This is a genomic window from uncultured Kocuria sp. (assembly GCF_947500125.1).
In the GTDB taxonomy this organism is placed as follows: Bacteria; Actinomycetota; Actinomycetes; order Actinomycetales; family Micrococcaceae; genus Kocuria.
On sequence record NZ_CANMRA010000025.1, the window covers coordinates 1 to 18975 of the forward strand.

Sequence of the window (18975 nt, forward strand, 5' to 3'; positions counted from 1 at the left end):
CGGGCCGATGTGGAGGCCACCGCCGAAACCGCCGCGCTGATGCTGCACTCCTGGGACACCGCCACCGACCGCACCCAGACCGCCGCCGCCATCCGCGCCAAACCGCTGATGTCCCAAGAGTGGGCCAATAACCAGGTCGAGCCGGAGCGCAACGGCAACCAGGCCGCCTGGCTGGAACCCGCTGAGCACCAGGCCTACAGCGCGCCCAGCCTCGTGCCGGCTGTCGGTGACGTCTCCCGCGACGTTGCCAAGGACAAAGCGATCCGCGCCTACGACCTCACCTGGCGGTGGATCAGCCGCGACGGCCACCAGATCGAGGCCACCGGCCAACGCCAAGTCGTCCTCTACCTCGAGAAGCACAGCGGGCAGTGGGACGTCGTCGGCCACCAGTCCAGCGACCTGCCTCAGTGACGACACGCGGCGGGCTGAAATATAGCTATTGTGCAATAGGTCTGTAAGACTGGCTCCATGAGTGAGTACAAGGCGCCGAAGATGTATGGCCGCAAGGTCGCATTTAGCACGCGCTTTACGCCTGACCAGCACCGGCTTGCAGCTGAGGCTGCTGCTAGGGCGGGTCTGTCGATGGCGGAGTACCTTGGCGCGTTGATCGAACGCGATGCGGGGCGGACCAACAAGCTCGACAACCCGCAGGAGGCGGAACTCCCGCTCAAGAACACCGCTTAAACGACTGACGGTCCGCCTGGCAGGGCGGACCGTCGAAGTCAATCAGCTGTCGCAAGTTTGGCGACCGAGACAGCTGGTTCAACAGAAACCGGATGAGAACTGCATATGAACCCATTACCAGGGGACCGTTGTGTCCCCTAGTGTACCTGAGGCGCGTCCGCAAGTGGACCCCGCCTTACTCGACATTGCCCTTTTTTGCCCCGAGACCCCGGCCCGCCGGTTTCTGGCGCACCACCGGATCGAGTACTTCCGGTGCGGTCAGACCAAGTCTCAGGCGTTCCCGAACCGTGGGCGGCCTGCTGGTGACTTCGCGTTCATCCAGCTCAACCCGGCCGACTGGCTGAACTTCCTCGTCGTGGACGTCGATGACGAGGACGCGTTGTTGAACCTGATGCACCCGGCCGTGCCCGAGCCGACCTGGATCATCGAGAACCCCCAGACTGGTCATGCCCAGGCCGGGTGGGCGATCGAACCGGTCTACCGGGGCGAGGGCGCTCGGCCAGGCCCGATCCGCTACGCGGAGGCGGTGCAACGGGCCCTGGACCGCCTGGTGGACGGGGACCCCTGCTTCACCCGGTACCTGGTGCGCAACCCGGCCGCTCAGTTCCCGGCCGGGCGCGTGTGGTGGGGCCGCAGAGCCAGCCCATGGTCCCTAGGGGATCTCAAGGCGCACATGGTCGAGTACACCGACCCGTTCCACGACGAGGCTATTGACGGGCCCGCAGCACCATCCTGGGACCCGGGCACGCCCCTGCTGGGACAGTCCGGTATCCCGCGAGCCTCTGTCTCGGACACCGCCACGGAGGTGGGGCGCAACACCGCGGTCTTCCGCGCCACCCGCCGGTGGCTGTGGGACCAGCGGCAGGCCCGCCACCAGACCCCCAGCGAGGCCGCCTCGATCGCCCACGCCAGGGCGCTCAACGCCCAGCTGCCCCACCCTCTGGCTGATGGGGAGGTCGCCTGTCTGGCGCGCTCGGCCGTCCGTCAGGTCAACGCCGGCAAGGGACGCCCCACCTCCACCAGTGGTTCCGATGCTGCCCACGAGTATCTAGCGCGGATGGGCCGCCGCGGCGGGAAGGCCAGGACCGAGGCCAAGGTGCGTGCGGCGGCAGACAACGCCGCCCAGGCCCGCCAGGCCCGCACCCGCCGTGTGGGGCAGCTGCGGGCTCTAGCGGTGCAGTTGCGGGCGGCGGGGGCGACCTACCGGGCCATCGCCGAGGCCGTAGGGCGTACTACACGCACCGTGATGGCCTGGTTGAAAAACGAGCCCACCACACCCGCTGGCAGCCCCGTCGAGGAGGGTGAAATTCTCCAAGCAACAGGTATTGGTTCCGCCCCAAAGGTGTGCCCCGCGCCCTCCCCTAGTGTGGAAGTGCCCCCCGGACCTGCCGATGAAGAGGATGCCCCCGTGACGAGTGAACCCGCCTACCAGTGGCCCGAAGGCGTCCTGCTTGGAGAACCCGACCCCGACTTCCGGGATCGGCTCCTCCCTGAGCACCGCGGTCTCACTCTCTGGGTGCCTCTGGACTACTTGGAGGATCATCCCACTGGCTCCGGGTACTGGTCTTTCACGACCGCCTCCGACTACTGGGAGACAGTCAAGGACGGACCGTTCCACGGCGCTGCGCTGGGTGGGCGAGAACTGCACGTCACTGAAGTGGGGGCCCGGGTCGGCAAACTCCACGGACTGCGCTTCCCACACCTGACCGCTGTCTCCTACGAGGTCACTCGAGTCGCTGGCGAGTCCCGGTGGTCAGCACGGTTCCCCGGCTACATCGTCCACTGACGCGTCGCGTCCAAGGTCAGTGCCACAGTGCTCTCAGGGACTTCGCTGTCCCCGGGCCTGTCCGACCGCTAGCTGGTCCGGTCAGGAACGCGGCCGACGGTGGTGAGGTGCGGGAGTGAGGATCACCGCGAACATCTCCTGCAAGGCAGCGAGGTCATGGTCTTCGGCTGCGGCCCGGGACGCAGCGTCGTTGAGTGCCCCGGTGACCTGGGTCCAGTCCAACCACCAGCCGGCGGCTACGGCCACTGAGTCGAAGAAGAAGCGCTGGGTGCGCCCGTTGCCCTCCCGGAACGGATGCAGATAGTTGACCTGGTCATAGTGATAGGCCAACCGTTCGATGAACCGGTCCCGATCCAAGTGCTGCAGGTAGCGGTCCTGGCGGAGCTGATCGAAGACGAAACCGGCCGAGCGAGTGATCATCGACACCGGCAAGAACGGCTGCGCCCCCGGGACCGTCTTGCGCAGATCCACGGTGCGCAACTGCCCCGCCCAGGGATAGACGTCCTGGAACAGGTGACGGTGAATGGCTTGCAGCTCAACCAAATCTCGGGTGGGCGCCGGTGGATGGCGCCACAGCTGCAGGGTGCGGACCGCCACCAGGTCGGCTTCCGCGGCGGCGAGCTCTACGGCGGTGCGTGCGCCGATCAGGTTAGTCAGAATCCCGGTGTGCGGGTCCAGATAAGGGTCACGGTGCGGGCCTGGGGCCTCACTCAAGGCCGTAGCGGGCGCGCGTGCGCCGAACCAGCTCCTCGACCTCGAGCCCACCCTCGGCGAAACGATCCAGCTCCGCCCGGGTCGCTGTGGTGACGTGGAGTCCTTCCATGGCAGCACTGTGCACCACGGAGGCCACCTGCTGTGCCCGGTCCACCTCAAGGGCCGGCGGCAGAATGTGCTGCTGTGCCATGGAACCTCCCCGGTGGTGTGCTGGGCCGTGCTGTGCGCACTAGTCTACCAAGCCCCCTGAACAGCGGCTGGAACCATGTCCTCCCCCGCCCCGTAGAGCAACTACCAAGGCGATCTCTCCCAGTGCTATACCACCGGCTGGGATGAGTTGCGCACCACTAGCTGCCCTAAGACACAGGAGGGGTTACCGCACATTTTCTCGGCCCCGAGGAGCCTCCAAAACGCTTGCCCAGGCGAAGCTTGGGGCGCCTCAGCGTCTACCCGCTGACTTGTCCAGCAGCATCACAACACATTGCTGGCAAAAGTGGGAATAGTACTAACGGAACCTTTCCGCTTTTGCCTCCTGCATACCTGGCCCGAGGCAACTTGCCTAGGGCCACGCACATCCGGCTCAGTGTCCATGCCGGCCTTCGTCTTACTGCAGCCATACTCGCGCCAAAGGAAACCCACGCCGACGATCGATCCACCGGATTGCCTCGCTCTGGAGCGGCTGGGCTCGAGTCCCCTGGCCCTCGGTGTGTGACATGGAAGAACTTTGCACTTTAGCCAATAGCACTATTGACAGTATTAGTACTAATACAGTTAGAGATCGGCTTGTCAGTCGATGTGTCAAAAGGTGCATGTCACGGAGACTTGCCATAGAGAGGTACGTCAAGGTATTTGGTGTCGTAAATGTGCGGCGGTGTTTTGAGACTGGAAATCCCTCATATCGCGCAGGTGAAGGGGGTCGGCGGGGCTCCCCCTCGGCGCGCCAGAGAGGCAGCAGTTGACCTGATTTTGGGCGACCCCGGCGAGGAAGGGGGAAGTCGTGAATGCAGGTCTAGCACGACCAGGAAGGTCAGGGGCGTGGATCCTTCTGGATCCTGGGCCCGACATAGGACAAAGCGGCGGGATGCTCGTGGTCGGCCCCGGCGAAATGAGAAGGACTCTGGTTGCAAAAAGAGGGTTCCGGCGGTCTCCATCGGCACACCACAGGATGTGACGCGTCAGCGAGCCTAAGTGTTGAAGCGCACAAGCTTGCTAACTCCTCTCTTAGTGGCTTTGCTGGGAATAGGACTATTAGTACCTGCAGTAGTAGGCAGGGCATTGGCGACGGCGTGCCGGTCCCCTCCGTCATGCCTTGATCGGGCCCCTTGTTGCCAGGCAGTTGCGGTAGGTATTCCATGCCGTGGTGGGGCCCGCACCGAGGCGACTTCAGCAGAGGGACATGGGAAGCTTATGCTGTGAATAGTACTAAAACTAGTAAAAGAGTTATTAGTGGTAATTTTGTACGCTCTCCATCTGTAAGGTAGGCCTGGCCGGCGCCTTCGGGGTCGAGAAACAGAAAGTACAGAGGGGTTCCCAGCGATAACAACCTCCATCTGTCGCAAAGGATTCGCCCTGGAACTGTGTCAGACGGTGGCGTGGTCGTGAGCTCGTAGCTGGAGGAGGGCCAAGGCGGTGAGAGGGATATCCACCCTGAGCTCGACAGCGGTGGTGACGAAGGCTCCGAGTATGTGCTCGCCTTCGTAGGGCAGCCCGGCGGTGACGTCGCGGTAGAGGGAGGAGGTGAAGCCCGAGCCCGGTGCGGTCAGCGTGACCATCATGGCGTCCTGCTCAGGCCGGGGCATCGGGTGGCCGGAGGCCACGGTGACTTGCTCCACCTCGGCGATGACGTCGCGGACGAACTGTTCCCCGTCAGGAACGGCCACGATGTTCCCGACCGGGGCGCGCATCAGGCAGGTGATGACCCCGGCGGTGGTGATGAATGCTCACTTGTGCCACATGGCGGCCAGTACGTCCTCGGAGATCGTGGCTTCGATCCCGGGCACAGACAGCTCTTGGTGGATGCGGCGGATCCGGTCGGTGACCGACCCGGACTGCGGCCCGAGGGTCAGGGTGGCGATCGGGTGCATCTGGTGGATCGCCCCGTCTTCGCTCACGGTGGCGACCACCTTCACGATCCCCCCAGCACCTGGGCCGCTCTGAAACGGTTGGTGAGCGCCGTCAGGTGCGCCATGCCATTGAGGAAGGGCAGAATCATTGTCTCCTCGCCCAACGCGGGGGCGATCTGGTCGATCACGGTGGGCAGGGCGCCGGCCTTGACCGCCACGACAACCAGGTCATAGGTGCCTTTCAGGTCCTTGGTGGTGACCGTGGCTACTGGGACGGTCTCCTTGCCACCGGGCCCGTTCAGGCGCAACCCGTCCCGAAGCTGCTCGGCGAGCCGGGGGCGGACCAGGAAGGTGACGTTGCGGCCCGCTTGGATCAGCCTGGCCCCGAAGTACCCGCCAGTGGCACCAGCTCCAGCGATCAGGATCCTCATCGGTTCAATCCTTCCAATCTCGCCTAGGGAAAGGTTCCATCGATCCGTTCCCAGACGAGTGACTTCTCGTCCTTGCGAGTGTACGGAGATTAAGACCCGGTACAGGTCTGGTGGAACGCACCTGGCATCCTTTACCCCTAATAGTACTTTTAGTGGTTATTTCTAGGTTCGGGGCTTGGGGAAATGCGTTTGGTCGGCATGACTGGGACCACGGCGGGATGGCAAGTGTTGATCCGTCTGCTGTGGCAGCCATGACGCCCGGCAGGGAAGAGCATCTTTGGGTAAGCGCGCCATGTAGGACTTCAAGGATGGAGCCAGCTCACTTCTCCAAACAGTCCTTCACCAGACGGTATGGAACAGCAGTATGAGCGTGCCGGCGGTTGTGAAGCATCGGTGAGTCGTACAACAGAAATTGGCCGGATGAGCCTCGGATAGGCACGTGAGCAAGTGGACGACAGACTGCCTCTAACAGTACTGTTACCTCTATTGGAGGTTCTATCTATGACGACGCGCATTCTCGCCCTGTGTAACCAGAAGGGCGGCGTGGGTAAATCCACGACCACCTTCCACCTCGCTCGGGCTGCTATCACTGCCGGTCAACGGGTGCTGGTGGTCGACCTTGACCCGCAGGGCAACCTGACCAGTGTCGCCGCGGCTGAGTCCGTACCGGAGGATCAGGTGGGAGTGGCGGATGTGCTCAGCTCCCGGGCCGAGGAAACCGCCCGGGACGTGATCGTGCCCGGGGTGTGGGAGGGCCTGGACGTGCTGCCCACCACGGGGGAGACCCTCGGGTTCGTCCGTGACGAGCTCGTGGTCGCCGGGGCCGGACGAGAGGGCCGGTTGCGGGAGGCTCTCGCCAAAGTCGCCGCAGACTACGACCTAATTCTCATTGACTGCGCCCCTAGCTTGGATCAACTGACCATCAATGGGCTTACTGCCGCCGATGCAGCGGTGGTGGTCACCCAGTCGAAGCTGTGGAGCGCCAACGGGCTAGCCCACCTGCTGACCACCATCGACAATGTGCGCCGCTACTACAGCCCGGAGCTGTCCGTGGCCGGGATCATCGTCAATCAGCACGAGGAGCACACAGTGGCCGGTCGCCATTGGCGCCAGGAGCTTCAAGAGGCCGCCACAGCGCGGTCCTTGACGGTACTGACTCCGCCGGTGCCCAAGCGCGCCGCGATCGCCGATGCGACCGAGGCCGCCCGGGGCCTGGACGAGTGGGGCACCAGTGAAGCGGCCTTGCTGGCCAGCATCTATGCCGACTACCTCATCACCCTGGAAGGAATCCGCTGATGGGCCGGCCCGCACCGCGCAAGTCCAGCCTGGCCGGAAGCACCCCGGTCACCCCGCCGGCTGAAGCGGCCCCAGCCGACTCTGCACCCCAGGCCCCAGCTACTCCGACAGCAGAAGGGCCGCCAGCGGCTCCTGCGCCCGAGAAGAAGAGCAAGTACCCGCCGAAGGTCTCCTTCTACCAGGACCCGGCCGACACCGCCCGGGTGCGCGGGGCCATCCTGCACACCCAGGTGGCTGAGGGCACCCGGTCGCTTTCGGACTTCATCAACAACGCCGTGATGGTTGAGGTGCAGCGGCTGGAGGCCAAGTACAACGGGGGGCATCCCTTCCCCGGAGTCGGTGCCCGAGGGCTGCCCCAAGGCCGTCCCATGGGGCGCTGATTCCCAGATTAGGCAGCTGGACGGCTTGTGCTGTCCTGTTCCGCCCGAAGCAAGTCGGCGCTGGACGATGTCAATCGTGAGACCCACTTGGACGGGTACACCTATAGCGAGGAAACAATTGACCAACTTCACGGACGACCAAAAGGTCTACGTCACCCCCCGGGGAACTCAGATGCATGGGGATTCCTTGGAGCTACTAGGAGCTCTGGATGACGAAACCGTGGACCTAATCGTGACCAGTCCTCCTTTCGCCCTTCAGCGGAAGAAGGCCTACGGCAACGAAAATCAGGAAGCGTATGTCGACTGGCTCGCACAGTTTGGCCAAGCTGCCAAGCGCGTCCTGAAGCCGACGGGGAGTCTTGTCATTGACCTCGGTAATGCCTACCGCCAAGGCAGCCCAACGAGGTCCCTCTATCCGTATCGCGTACTACTTAAGTTCGTCGACGAACTTGAGTACCATCTTGCCGAAGAATTTTTTTGGTACAACCCGGCGAAGCTGCCTAGCCCTCTTGAATGGGTGAATAAGCGGCGTATTCGTGTCAAGGATGCCGTCAACACCGTATGGTGGTTCTCGAAGACGGAGTGGCCGCAGGCTGATGTGAACCAGGTTCTGCTGCCATACTCGAAGAATATGCAGCGTCTGCTCAAGGATCCGGAGAAGTATTACAAGGCGACTCTGCGCCCAAGCGAGCACTCCATCTCCAAGCACTTCGGTACGAACAACGGCGGCGCCATTCCGTCAAACCTTCTGCAGATCCCCAACACTGACTCAAGCTCGGCTTACTTGAAGAAATGCCGCGCACTCGGCATCAAGTCGCACCCTGCGCGTTTCCCAGCCAACCTGCCTAAGTTCTTTATTGAGTTTCTCACGAATCCCGGGGACCTTGTCGTGGACATTTTCTCTGGGTCGAATACGACAGGAATGGTCGCTGAACGGCTTGGACGACGTTGGTATTCGTTCGAGCTGAGCCGGGACTATGCCGCCCTTTCCATCATGCGGTTCCTTCCCGGTCTGGCTCCGCAGGATGCCGGGAAGCTGTACGACGAGGCAAAATTGAGGACGGTGTCCCTTCCGGAGGAAGGTCGGTCGCTCCTTGCCACGATGGCGAAAACTCTCGAAGAGGACGCGGATAAGGCTGTGGCGGCAGCCGAGGAGGCGTTGGCGATTGCCGTTGAGGATCATTTGGAGGCCAAGGGTCGGCGCAAGAAAGCCAAGGATGCAAGCCGTGAGGTTCTGATCGTAGGTCCCACCGATCTTGTGGAGATCGCGGACGCAGCCTTGGCGCGGGCGGAGGAGGACTTGGCAGCTCGGTCTGCAACCATGCGCGCAGCAAAGCGCGATCTTTCTCAGGCGAAAAAACGTAGCGAGCTGGGACGCGCCTTGCTTGAAGACTTCGATGCCTATTACGACACGACTAAGTTCTTGGTGGAGGTAGACGAGCTTGCGGCCTCGGTGGAGTAGCCCATGGTCGGACAGGAAGCGGACACGTTGCCGCTGTTCGCAGATTACTCGGGCAAACCGGCGCTTATGGTGACGCGATCAAGAGCTAGCGAAGGTACTCGCCTTGCGAACCAAACCTTCGCCGCTGCTCTCGTCGAGCAATGCGCGCCGGATCCTACTTTTGGTACGGACAAAAAGCCGTTTGATCTGCACTCGGTTGCCTCCCTGCCGCCGCTCCTCCGGGTGTACATGTACACGATGACGACGCATCCTTCGGAACGTCAGCAGGGCGCCTACAGAATTCAGATTATTTTGCCGAAACAGGGCCGACACTTCGACACGACCGATGATGCATTTGTCATCCTGGCAGGCTATGAGCCGAGCCTGGAAATTTTCGCTTTGTGGGACGCGGACGCTCACGATGTCGGCGACGGCATCCCGCACTCCAAGGGCGTACAAGTCCTGGAGGACACACTCTTTGAAGCGCTATCGACAGGGACTGCCCAACAGAAGAGGAAGCTTCGTGGGACTGACATGATGGAAACTGTCGTTGCCTGTCGGCCAGACACTCTGCCCGACGCACTTGAGCTGCGTTGGCAGCTATCGATTGAGAGGCATACCTCATGAGTGCGGACGGTTGGGGCAACTCTGGCTGGACCCCCGAACCTGAATACGCCAGCGACAGGGATGACATTCTCAATGGGTTCTACCTGCAGGCCTTGAGTGAGGCCATCACGTACGACCGCATCACCGGCTTCTTCGCTAGCAGCGCCCTCACATTGTATTGGAAAGCGCTTCCTGGATTTGTTGACCGAGGCGGGAAGCTGCGCATCCTTTGCTCGCCGCGGATCACGGAGCGTGATGCACTAGGCATCGAACGCGGCTACGAAGCTCGCGACGATGAGTCCCTGGCTGCCGTATTGCGAGCTGAGTTTGGCGCACTGCTGGGGAGTGATCAGCTACGAAAGCCTGCTCTTGCTCTCGCTGCACTGATTTCAGAGAGCATCCTGGATGTCCGCCTAGCGCGGGTAGCCGGTGCCGCCCTCCACGACCGTCGCATGTTTCACGATAAGGTCGGCCTGTTCACCGATGCCGGGGGACAGCGGATCGGTTTCCGTGGCTCCCTGAACGAGACACGCTTCGGCATCGCCTCGGACGGCAACGTCGAGTCCTTTGACGCGTGGACCAGTTGGACAGGCCGCAACGACAACATCAGGGTCCAACGATCCGCGGAACGGTTCGAACGTCTCTGGGCTGGCGAGAGTGCGGGCGTAGAAGTTCTTGCCCTCCCAAGCTCATTCCGTCACTGGCTCGACACCCAAGCAGACGGCATCGACTGGCGGGAGTTCGCAGCTGAAATCACCACTGAAGCTGAACAAGACCTAGTGATCCGTTCTGCGCCAGACGGTCGGCCACTTCTAGAGCAGCAGCTTCGAGGCCTGGATGCTTGGGAGAAACACGGTAAGCGTGGCATCCTTGCCCATGCGACCGGTTCCGGTAAGACAGTCACTGGGATCACCGCCATCACCAATCACGACGGGCCAGCACTGGTTGTTGCTCCCTCCCGTCTGGTGGCCCGCCAATGGGAGAAGCAGCTTGAAGACACGGGGCGGCGGGTCCATCTGTGCGGCGACGGCGAAACCACATGGAAGACTCGACTGCGCAACTGGTTGACGCAGCCGGCTTCAGAACGGGTCGTCGTTGCGCTGGCGCCCACCGCCGCTCAGCAGGCATTCGTGAAGCAGGCGTCCCGCGCGAGGAATCTGCTGCTTGTGGGTGATGAGGTACATAGGTTAGGCGCGCCGTCGTATCGCAGCGTCCTGGAGATCGACGCGGCAGCACGTCTTGGCCTGTCAGCGACCCCTGAACGCGCGGGCGACCCCGAAGGCACTACAGCCATCTACAACTACTTCGGTGGGGTCATCGACACTTACACGCTGAAGGACGCTTTAAATGTGGGAACCCTCTGTGACTACCTCTACTACCCGCAGCTGGTGCGACTAAATGCACAGGAGCAAGAGGACTGGGACGAGCTGAGCAAGAAGATTGGCAGACTCGTCGCGCAGGCCCACAACTCCAACGACGGGGCGAGCAGCAACCTGATGGGCCGGGTGAAGGTGCTAGCGACGCAGCGCGCCCGCATCGCGAAAACGGCCGCTGCCAAGACACCGCTAGCCCACTCAGTCGTGAGCAAGAACTACGAGCCTGGCCAGCGCTGGTTGGTCTACTGCGACAACAAGCACCAGCTTCAAGAAATCACAGGTAAGCTTCGCTCCTCCGGCATCGACGCGTATGAGTACTACTCCGATATGCCGGGTGACAAAGACGCCACACTGAGGTATTTCAACGAGAACGGCGGCGTGGTCGTCTCGATCAAATGCTTGGACGAGGGCGTAGACATACCCAATGCTGATCACGCCCTGATCTTGGCCTCGTCAAAAAACCCTCGCGAGTTCATCCAGCGTCGGGGGCGTGTGCTGCGCAAAGCTGATGGGAAGAGCTTGGCGATCATCTACGACGCCATACTCCAGCCTGAGAGCCTCGGCGACGCATCGGGGATGGCGCTGCTGCAAGGAGAACTCGCCCGCGCCGGCAACTTCGCCCAGAGTGCACTTAACAGCAACGCGCGCGATCCGCTAGAGCGGTTAGTTGTCAGCCTCGGTGGTGATCTTGAGGCACTCTATGGGTACCTCGGTTCCGGGGATGAGGACGATTAGCACCGCTGGGTCTCAGACGCACCGCTCGGTACTTTATACGCGAAGCACCCTTGTAATAGGAGTAACTCTTATGCGAGACAACCTAACCACCGTGGTCGAGTCAGTGCGTTCACGATTCTTTGCTGACAGCGTCGACGCGACGCTGACCCAGCAGATCCTCGAGATCGAGAGGCAGCACATGGAGGACCGGCCACGCGCTCAGGAAAGCGTTGCCCGCACCATCCAGCAGCACCTGGATGGCGGGGCGGCGGAGTGAGGTACAGGAAGCTCACGATCGAAAACTTTCTAGTCTTCAAGGGCGAGCAGACCATCAGCTTCCCGGAGAAGGATGGGGTGGTCGTCTTCTATGGGCGCAATGGTAAGGGGAAAACCTCTTTGCTCAATGCCTTTCGCTGGGCTTGGACTGGTGAGGTTCGCAAGCGCAGCACCCGTACGCTGCCGCTCGAGGACATCACGAACCAGGTTGCGCTCGAGGAAACGAACAGTGATTCCCTCCGCTGCCGGGTGCGCCTCGAGTTCGAAGTTGATGGCGTCCAATGGGATCTCACCCGCACCCTGGCCACGACGGGACAAGGGCTTTCGACCGATCTCACACTGCGCCGTGCCGCGGTTGCACTGAGCACTGCCGACGCTGAGCGCCGGGTTGCGGAGTTAATGCCTCGGGAGATCGAGCAATTCTTCCTCTTTGACGGTGAGCTGCTCGACCAGTATGAAAAGCTTCTGGATGACGACAGCACCGCTGGCTCCACTCTCCGTGATGCCATTGAACGGATTCTAGGACTACCGATCCTTGAGAACGCTGCAAGGGACAGCTCGCGCGTAGCCGAAGATGCCGGCAGGCTCATCGCGGACGCTGCCAAGCGTGACAACAAGACGGAGAAGTTGGGTCAGTACCTTGCTGGCGAGCAAACCAGGCTCCAGGCGTTCCGCGACAACTTCGAAGCTGAGGACAGGAAGGTCAAGGAGCTCGAGGCTGAGTCACGTCAGCTCGAACAGCAGGTTGCCGAGCAGTCCGGAAAACTAGAGATCAAGGCGAAGCGCGACGAAGTCCTGGAGCGTCTGAAGGATGCAGAGACCCGTTACGAGGCTGCGAAGCAGGAGTTCGAGGAGCTTCTCGCTGACTCCTGGCGTGCCGTCCTAGTGGAGCCGATCGCGGCTCGCATCGAGCAGGACGATAAGGAGCTGGAATCACTGGAGAATCGGCTCGGCGGACTGCGCTTCGCGGCTGTCCTCGCCCGCCACTACAAGGCCTCCGGCGACGACACGTGCCCTGTGTGCGAGTCCCACTTAGGGGACGACAATCGAGCAGCCTTGGAGCAACACCTCCGGGAAACCGATTCCGATGAACTCGAAGCGGCGGAAGACCAAGCCGCAACGCTAAAAAGTAGCCTTAAACAGCTCCGGGCGTCCGGTACGGGGTACGAGCTGCGCGCTAATCTCAAGATAGTTGAGGACACTTATCTGAAACTGCAGCAGGAGATTGAGGACTACCGGGACGACCTGGACGACCTGAACGACAATTTGAAAGGCCGGGACGGCGAGCTCACAGAGCTCATACAGCGCACCACTAACGTCGCCAAGCTACTCGAGAAAGCGAAGACTGCCTATAAAGACGAGCGGGCACGCTGGGAGCAGGCGAGGGTGAACGTCGACAAGTTTGAGATGGAGATCCGCAAGACTGGTGCCGGGCAGGCTGACCCAACCATTTACCTGCGGAAGCAGACTGCCGAAGGGCTCGCAGCGCTATATGAGAAGGCGATAGTCATTTACCGTGACCAGCTCAAAGAGCAGATCCAGGAGAGAGGTACCGAGCTGTTCCAGAGCATGCGGTCGGAGAGCGACTACGTGAAGTTGGCAATCAACGAGTCCTACGGCCTTCGTATCCTGGATCGGTCAGGCCAGGCTGTAACGCACCGTAGTGCGGGATACGAGCACCTCGTCGCGCTGTCGCTCCTAGGCGGATTGCAAGCCAGCGCCCCCATCACCGGACCGCTCGTTATGGATTCGCCGTTCGGACGGCTCGACGAGCAGCACGTTGAAGGTGTCGTCGCCAACCTCGACAAGCTCAGCTCCCAGGTATTCCTTCTTGTGCACGAGCGTGAGCTTCCCCGCGACGCGGCACGAGACCTACTTCGCGGTCGCCTACTGGCCGAGTTCGAGCTGTCTCGAGGCTCGTCTGCACGCGAGACCAACATCCAGGAGTTACGCCAGTGAGGGAAACACCGACGCGCGCACGCGTCAATATTGCGTTGACGGGCCCAGCGGAGCTTGCCCGCGACGAGGTCAACGATCGATTTCCTTTCAGAGAGAAACAACAGCTCGTGCGTCTTGGGCTGGCCTACGCGCTGCGCCTCAACCTTGAGCCGGTCCGAGACGCCCACTTCGGTCGTGCTGGCGACGGCCAGAATATGAACGTCGGATCGTTTGACCCCAGTGGTGAACTCTTCGAGCTAGTGCGCGCGTTCCACCCGGACCAACGGAACGTTGCTGAGGTCGCCGAGACCCTCATGAGCCTCGGTCTGGTGAGGCTGGCTGAGGACATCCGCAACAGCGAGGTCAGCCGCATCGCCGATATCCTCTACTCGGGCAACGAGCCTGCGTGACAGGTGGAAGATCGAAGCGGGAGCTTCTCTGCATTCTCGCTAATCCTCCCCTTGGGAGTGGCGAGCGAACCCGGGCGCGCCTTGAACGCGCACGGGAAATCCTTGGCTTCGAGGCTGTGGTTATCGGCAATCTGTTTGCTATTCCATCTAAAAACGTCACTGACATCTCGTCACTCGGGAGAGATGCAGCCGGTTGGACGGAAGCTCGGGCGGCCTTAGAGCCAGCCATCGCAGTGTGTGATGGTGCGCTTCTTGCCTACGGCCTCGCGGAACCGAGCGGAGTGGCTCGATTTCACCACCGTGGCCAGGTGGACATGGTGATGCAGAAGTTAGGTGACGCCGGATGTCCCACGTTCCAGGTTGGCGATGGCCCTAGGCACCCATCACGCTGGCAACGGTGGACTGCGAAAAACTATCCAGAGCTTACTTTCCCTACAGCACTGCGACTTGCTATTGCACAAATCTAAGAGATGGTTTCAATAATATAAGGCTAGCGGCCCCTGCCGTGGCGACGATTATGGTCGACATGACGACGCGTAGATCTTCTCCAGGGCTGAGAATAGTGATGAGTGGTAGACGTTGCTCGAACTGTTAATCCCGCCGCATCCGCGGGCCACGAAGGGGTAAACCGGTTATGCGATGTTTGCCCACATATCGGACCAATTTGAAGCCGTCTGCCGGGCCGGGGTGGAACGGCACGACGTTTAGCCGCTAATCAGTTTTTTGATGATCGACGAGCAGATCCGTGAGCAACTACACGAATACAGCGCCGGTGTCTTTTTTTGATCCTCGGATCGGCACGCCCGGATCTCCTGAGGGAACTTAGCATTCTAAATCTCAAAAGCGGAGCTTTGACAGACAAGATGGGAGCCTGCCGAGCGTGACGCTCGACGGGCTCCCACCAAAACAAGACCCACGACCCACGTGCATCCTGTTCGTACGATGCTACAGTCTCGGGACTGCCGCACCGATGGGTCAGTTTGGGTTTCATGCCGCGAGTGTCACGGCGAGGTTCATCATGGTCTGGTACTCGATGGGGGTCAAGCTGCCGAGACAGGGTGCGTGCCTACGCCCAACAGCTCAACCGACAGCACCCGACCCCGATAGGGGAGGGAGCCAGCCGCGGAGGGCTTTCCCATGGTCCACGACGAAGGAACCCGGTTTACCGGTGGTGGTGGGTCGGGTTCCTCATTCCTAGGACAGGCGGCGGGATGGGTTGAGTGGCCGGATGGCTCTTCGGTCGACGCCGGTGCCCGCGCCTCTTCCGTAAGGGGCCAGGGCTAACCCCCAGCAGGAACCGTTGTCGGGGGCCAAAGGGACGACCAGCGCTGTCCAGGCTGGACGCGGGGCGTCCCGGCGGCACCGCACCGGGCAAGGACCGCCGGCCCGTCACCGAGCTGCTGATTACGAGGAGAAGGCCACGGTGACGTCCCCCATGCTCGAGGCCTGCCCCAAGTCGATCCACTGCGATGTCGCAGCGGTGGCCCCCAAGCACGAGGATCCGCTGCCGCGGATCGCCCGGACACGCCCAAGGGCGTGTCCGGGCGGGGGAGTGGGGGTCTACTGGGCGGCGTAGTAGGCGTCCTTGACGGACTGGTGAATGCGGCCGCGGTCGGAGACCTCGTAACCGTTCTCCTTCGCCCAGGCCCGGATCTTCGCCGTCTCCGGGTTACCACCCGTGGAGGAACGAGGACCGGGGGCCCGGGTGGGCTTGCCCTGGGTTCGCCGGCCAGCGGCCGCGTAGGGGCGCAGGGCCTCCCGCAGCTTCTCCGCATTATCAGTGGAAAGGTCGATCTCGTACCGCCGGCCGTCCAGGCCGAACTGGATGGTCTCATCCGCCGGCCCGCCCTCGAGGTCGTCCTCCAGAATGATCTTTACGCTCTGGGCCATCGCAAAACCCTTTCCTTCATCTCGTCATGTCTTTCGCTGGCGCACACCCATGGTCCTAAAAACCGGCACCGACCACTTGCACGCATGTTTCTGGGACAAGTCAAGGTGCCACGGTTGCGTGGGTGCTTTCGGATACCAACTCACCGTACCGAAGAATGCTAAACATTTTATAATTGGCTTCGGAGATAGCGAGACCGACCGCGTAGACATCAGCGGAACGGATCCTCATGTCGTAGCATATCGGGGAGTGGACTGACCAAAGCATTTCGATCGTGGACCGAGCCATGAAGTCAGCGGTCTGACGTACGCTCTGCATCGGTTGTAATATTGGTGAACGGGCAGTCCCGTAGAGAAGCCGTATGAAGCAAAGAGTCCTTGGGTGGTCTAATAGGTCCGGAACGCCTGACGTCATTTTGCGCCATCTCCAGATGACGATGCCGATGGCGAGATAAAAGCGTCCGCTGATCGCCTCAGTAAACACCGCCAGTGCTCCCACGAAGCCCAGACACATAAAAGTAATCGAGGTCACTTCGGGCTATCTTGATACAGTGGTCAGGGTGGATGGGGTAACTCCCGCGTACTGTGTCGAGGCCTGCCATGACGGCGCAACGCTCAACAATCCACGTCCATCCCACTCCCATACCAGCCATACACTGCCTCGGTGGGTGGCAGGTGTCAAAGATGCCCGCGATGAACGAGAATGCGGTCCAGTGCGCGCGCGGCAGCGTCCCGGCACGGTCTCGGTGGCCCCAACGGTGTGAGCCGATCACCGCGGTCGTCGATCCTGAAAAATTGGGCAAGCATGGCGACAAAATCCACGGCAACCAGTTGGACTTCAACACCTTCGTACCCGTTATCCACGTTGGCGATACTAGCGATTCTGTCGGCGATGTAAGGCTGACTCCCTTGCCGGTGTCCCGTGCTGGTGCGTCGTAGCCGCGGTCTGGGCAGGTTCCCTGCGCGCGTGACTCTGCCCGCACGTTGAGAGGAGTACCGAGTTTTGACCTCAAACGCGACAAGGACTCCCTCTACCACCGCGACCATGTCCAGGTCTTGTCGGCCCTCAGCGCGATCCAGCCCGGTGTCCCCAAGTGCCACCAAAATTGCGTCAAACTCGTCTTGCAGCAGAACTGCCGCAGTTTCCTCCCCCAGCGCCCCTACTTGAGCATCAGTTGCTCCACTTAACTCGACCAACAGTCGATCAGCCCCCGTTATGGCTAGCTCATCAAAGCGATTACGGAAAATCTGTGTCTTTTGTGCCGCAGAGGTCACGAGGCCAAGTTGGATAAATCCTGGAACTGACGTGTCATCTATATAAAGCGGGTAGGCGAACATAAGGGAGTCAGGACCGGATGTAGCGGCACGGCGTTCGATAGCGCGGTATTGGCGCCCTTCTCTCGACCAGCCGCGATTTAATGCACGATCCTGGACGTAAAGGTTGGGACCGTAGGTGCCCCCTGATGTATAGGGGATGAAGTGCCCGCGGTCGACTCGGCGTCCGCCGAAGGTTTCCACGAGAGGATACCCACGCTGATAAGACACATCCCGCTGCTCAAGTGGGGCTTTCGGATGTCCGACTGCTAGTACAGTTCGATTGAATTCGGGGTCCGTATCGAACAAAAACTCGGTACCTTGATGAGTGAAAGCAACTAAACTAGCCTTGGGGAAGGCGTCATAGTAGGCACCAGCGCAGGCATCACTGAGTGACTCCGGCAAAGAAACACCTAAAGTACGGGCGTTTGACACAATTGACCACAGGTTCACCCCTGCATGTTTAAACATTCTCTGTCTCGTAGTTGTACTCAATCACTTGCGCAACTTTCTTTTATTGCAGCCTCAGAGCCATCGATAAAAAACGGCGACGGCCTCGGCTAAAGTACTCCGTATGTCAAAATGGCATGTGTTTCTCCGCTATCAGATAAAAATTCAAGAATGTCAACTGGCGGTGTCCAATAAAATCAAAACACCACAAAACACTCCCCATGCATTATATGCTGAAGTGAGTCCTCAGCAGGTGTAATGCGTCGTCACGGAGCTGGGTCCGGCCGCGAGTCACCCAGTCTTGATCATTGACAAATGATTGTCGCAACACTGGAAGGACTTTCAGCCACAGATCCTCCATGAGATCAATTCGACCTAGACCGTTGTTGGCGTCATTATCAATTTCATAACCGCTGCCTGCAAACATGGAGAAACCACCCATCGTGTCAAGTTCCATGTCATAATATGCGTCGGGAACAGTGGTTTGAAGACATAATTTGGCCGGCCCGAATGATGCATTTTGACCTGCCAATAGAGAGGCCACTTCCACGCGTTCCGAATGGGCCCCGTCACTAAAGCGTGCTGATCCGCCGACTAAGTCCTGGCTTTTAACCTCACGAATCTCAGTCAAAAAAATATTTGGATCCAAGGTGGGGTTGTCACCAAGTTTGAAGAAGATCCATTTAAAAAACTCAGCGTCTATGAATTCTGGTAAATTGTTCCATTCAGTCCTGCCCTGGAATGCATGGGCAAGATTATCCAATGAGGGCACTACTTTATTTCGTACCGTTTTTGGGTCGCGAGTGGAACATAAGGCGGTCAAGCCTTCTTGGGGATCGCCGTCAAAGACGATCACGTCAAAGGCTTCACGCACATGGTATTGCCCCCATGGCGTACCGAGGGGCAATACGCGACGCACAGCGGTACGGGGTTCGTCGTAGTAAAACCTCACACGCATTCTGGCTGGAAGGTCTCTGCCCGCAGGAGTAATCGATGGTGCGGTTGCAGTAAAGGCATGAGAGGAGGGGTTGGCGTACACACCGTCATCCTCTATGAATCGTCCCCAGCCCTCACTTGGTTGCGTCGTGTCGTACACATAAAGATCTGCTTGAACCTGCGTCAATAAGTCTTGCAAATCCCCGTCAATAAATATGCGGAAAGGTTTTGCAATAACGCGTCCTGAGGTGAAAATGCTCACGATGAAACCTG

At 60.5% G+C, this 18975-nt stretch carries 20 protein-coding genes; 12 read left to right on the forward strand and 8 right to left on the reverse strand.

From position 1 onward, the window contains the following. The 3 genes from Q0817_RS14945 to Q0817_RS14955 all read left to right on the forward strand — a co-directional run. A partial coding sequence (locus Q0817_RS14945) for a hypothetical protein (protein WP_298589884.1) occupies positions 1-411 on the forward strand: 411 nt, incomplete at its 5' end. 57 nt (positions 412-468) lie between these two features. Continuing rightward, positions 469-684 carry a hypothetical protein gene (locus Q0817_RS14950; RefSeq protein WP_144836704.1) on the forward strand — a complete coding sequence of 72 codons (216 nt, stop codon included), beginning with the start codon at positions 469-471 and terminating at the stop codon, positions 682-684. Between the two features lie 163 nt (positions 685-847). Then, positions 848-2470: a replication initiation protein gene (locus Q0817_RS14955; RefSeq protein ID WP_298589892.1), complete on the forward strand. Its 1623-nt coding sequence runs from the start codon at positions 848-850 to the stop codon at positions 2468-2470. Between the two features lie 81 nt (positions 2471-2551). Here Q0817_RS14955 and Q0817_RS14960 read toward each other — a convergent pair whose 3' ends face one another. The 5 genes from Q0817_RS14960 to Q0817_RS14980 all read right to left on the reverse strand — a co-directional run bounded on the left by Q0817_RS14960 (position 2552) and on the right by Q0817_RS14980 (position 5678). Then, positions 2552-3184 (reverse strand): Fic family protein, encoded by a 633-nt coding sequence (locus Q0817_RS14960; protein WP_298589894.1) that lies wholly within the window; start codon positions 3182-3184, stop codon positions 2552-2554. After that, positions 3177-3374 carry an antitoxin VbhA family protein gene (locus Q0817_RS14965; protein WP_144836707.1) on the reverse strand — a complete coding sequence of 66 codons (198 nt, stop codon included), beginning with the start codon at positions 3372-3374 and terminating at the stop codon, positions 3177-3179. The genes Q0817_RS14960 and Q0817_RS14965 overlap by 8 nt, the downstream gene beginning before the upstream one ends. Before the next feature lie 1390 nt (positions 3375-4764). Next, positions 4765-5088 (reverse strand): ketopantoate reductase family protein, encoded by a 324-nt coding sequence (locus Q0817_RS14970; RefSeq protein ID WP_260987174.1) that lies wholly within the window; start codon positions 5086-5088, stop codon positions 4765-4767. 36 nt (positions 5089-5124) lie between these two features. Next, positions 5125-5295: a hypothetical protein gene (locus Q0817_RS14975; RefSeq protein WP_260987175.1), complete on the reverse strand. Its 171-nt coding sequence runs from the start codon at positions 5293-5295 to the stop codon at positions 5125-5127. Positions 5296-5309: 14 nt separating this feature from the next. Then, the gene (locus Q0817_RS14980) at positions 5310-5678 is read right to left on the reverse strand and encodes a 2-dehydropantoate 2-reductase N-terminal domain-containing protein (RefSeq protein ID WP_260987176.1); all 369 of its coding nucleotides are present in this window, start codon (positions 5676-5678) and stop codon (positions 5310-5312) included. A 501-nt stretch (positions 5679-6179) separates the two neighbouring features. Here Q0817_RS14980 and Q0817_RS14985 point away from each other — a divergent pair. The 9 genes from Q0817_RS14985 (at position 6180) to Q0817_RS20095 (ending at position 14582) form a co-directional block, all read left to right on the forward strand. Beyond that, entirely contained in the window at positions 6180-6974 is a 795-nt protein-coding gene (locus Q0817_RS14985) for a ParA family protein (RefSeq protein WP_144836709.1), read from the forward strand. Further along, positions 6974-7354, forward strand: a complete 381-nt coding sequence (locus Q0817_RS14990) for a hypothetical protein (protein ID WP_144836711.1) — start codon at positions 6974-6976, stop codon at positions 7352-7354. The genes Q0817_RS14985 and Q0817_RS14990 overlap by 1 nt, the downstream gene beginning before the upstream one ends. A 118-nt stretch (positions 7355-7472) precedes the next feature. Further along, positions 7473-8816, forward strand: coding sequence for a site-specific DNA-methyltransferase (locus Q0817_RS14995; protein ID WP_222129286.1), 1344 nt, complete (start codon positions 7473-7475; stop codon positions 8814-8816). Positions 8817-8819: 3 nt separating this feature from the next. Next, positions 8820-9422, forward strand: coding sequence for a hypothetical protein (locus Q0817_RS15000; protein WP_144836713.1), 603 nt, complete (start codon positions 8820-8822; stop codon positions 9420-9422). Then, positions 9419-11512 (forward strand): DEAD/DEAH box helicase family protein, encoded by a 2094-nt coding sequence (locus Q0817_RS15005; RefSeq protein ID WP_144836715.1) that lies wholly within the window; start codon positions 9419-9421, stop codon positions 11510-11512. The genes Q0817_RS15000 and Q0817_RS15005 overlap by 4 nt, the downstream gene beginning before the upstream one ends. A 91-nt stretch (positions 11513-11603) precedes the next feature. Continuing rightward, positions 11604-11768, forward strand: coding sequence for a hypothetical protein (locus Q0817_RS15010; protein WP_186374946.1), 165 nt, complete (start codon positions 11604-11606; stop codon positions 11766-11768). Next, positions 11765-13726 carry an AAA family ATPase gene (locus Q0817_RS15015; protein WP_298589924.1) on the forward strand — a complete coding sequence of 654 codons (1962 nt, stop codon included), beginning with the start codon at positions 11765-11767 and terminating at the stop codon, positions 13724-13726. The genes Q0817_RS15010 and Q0817_RS15015 overlap by 4 nt, the downstream gene beginning before the upstream one ends. Then, complete coding sequence (locus Q0817_RS15020; RefSeq protein WP_144836719.1) at positions 13723-14115, forward strand: hypothetical protein; 393 nt, start codon at positions 13723-13725, stop codon at positions 14113-14115. The genes Q0817_RS15015 and Q0817_RS15020 overlap by 4 nt, the downstream gene beginning before the upstream one ends. Further along, positions 14112-14582, forward strand: a complete 471-nt coding sequence (locus Q0817_RS20095; protein WP_144836721.1) for a DUF1643 domain-containing protein — start codon at positions 14112-14114, stop codon at positions 14580-14582. Before Q0817_RS15020 ends, Q0817_RS20095 begins: the two co-directional genes overlap by 4 nt. Before the next feature lie 1093 nt (positions 14583-15675). Here Q0817_RS20095 and Q0817_RS15025 read toward each other — a convergent pair. The 3 genes from Q0817_RS15025 to Q0817_RS15035 all read right to left on the reverse strand — a co-directional run bounded on the left by Q0817_RS15025 (position 15676) and on the right by Q0817_RS15035 (position 18964). Then, on the reverse strand, positions 15676-16005 hold the full coding sequence (locus Q0817_RS15025) for an Lsr2 family protein (protein WP_144836723.1): 330 nt from the start codon (positions 16003-16005) through the stop codon (positions 15676-15678). Between the two features lie 675 nt (positions 16006-16680). After that, positions 16681-17769 carry a hypothetical protein gene (locus Q0817_RS15030; protein WP_298589928.1) on the reverse strand — a complete coding sequence of 363 codons (1089 nt, stop codon included), beginning with the start codon at positions 17767-17769 and terminating at the stop codon, positions 16681-16683. A gap of 223 nt (positions 17770-17992) precedes the next feature. Beyond that, entirely contained in the window at positions 17993-18964 is a 972-nt protein-coding gene (locus Q0817_RS15035; protein ID WP_144836727.1) for a hypothetical protein, read from the reverse strand. Between the last annotated feature and the right edge of the window lie 11 nt (positions 18965-18975).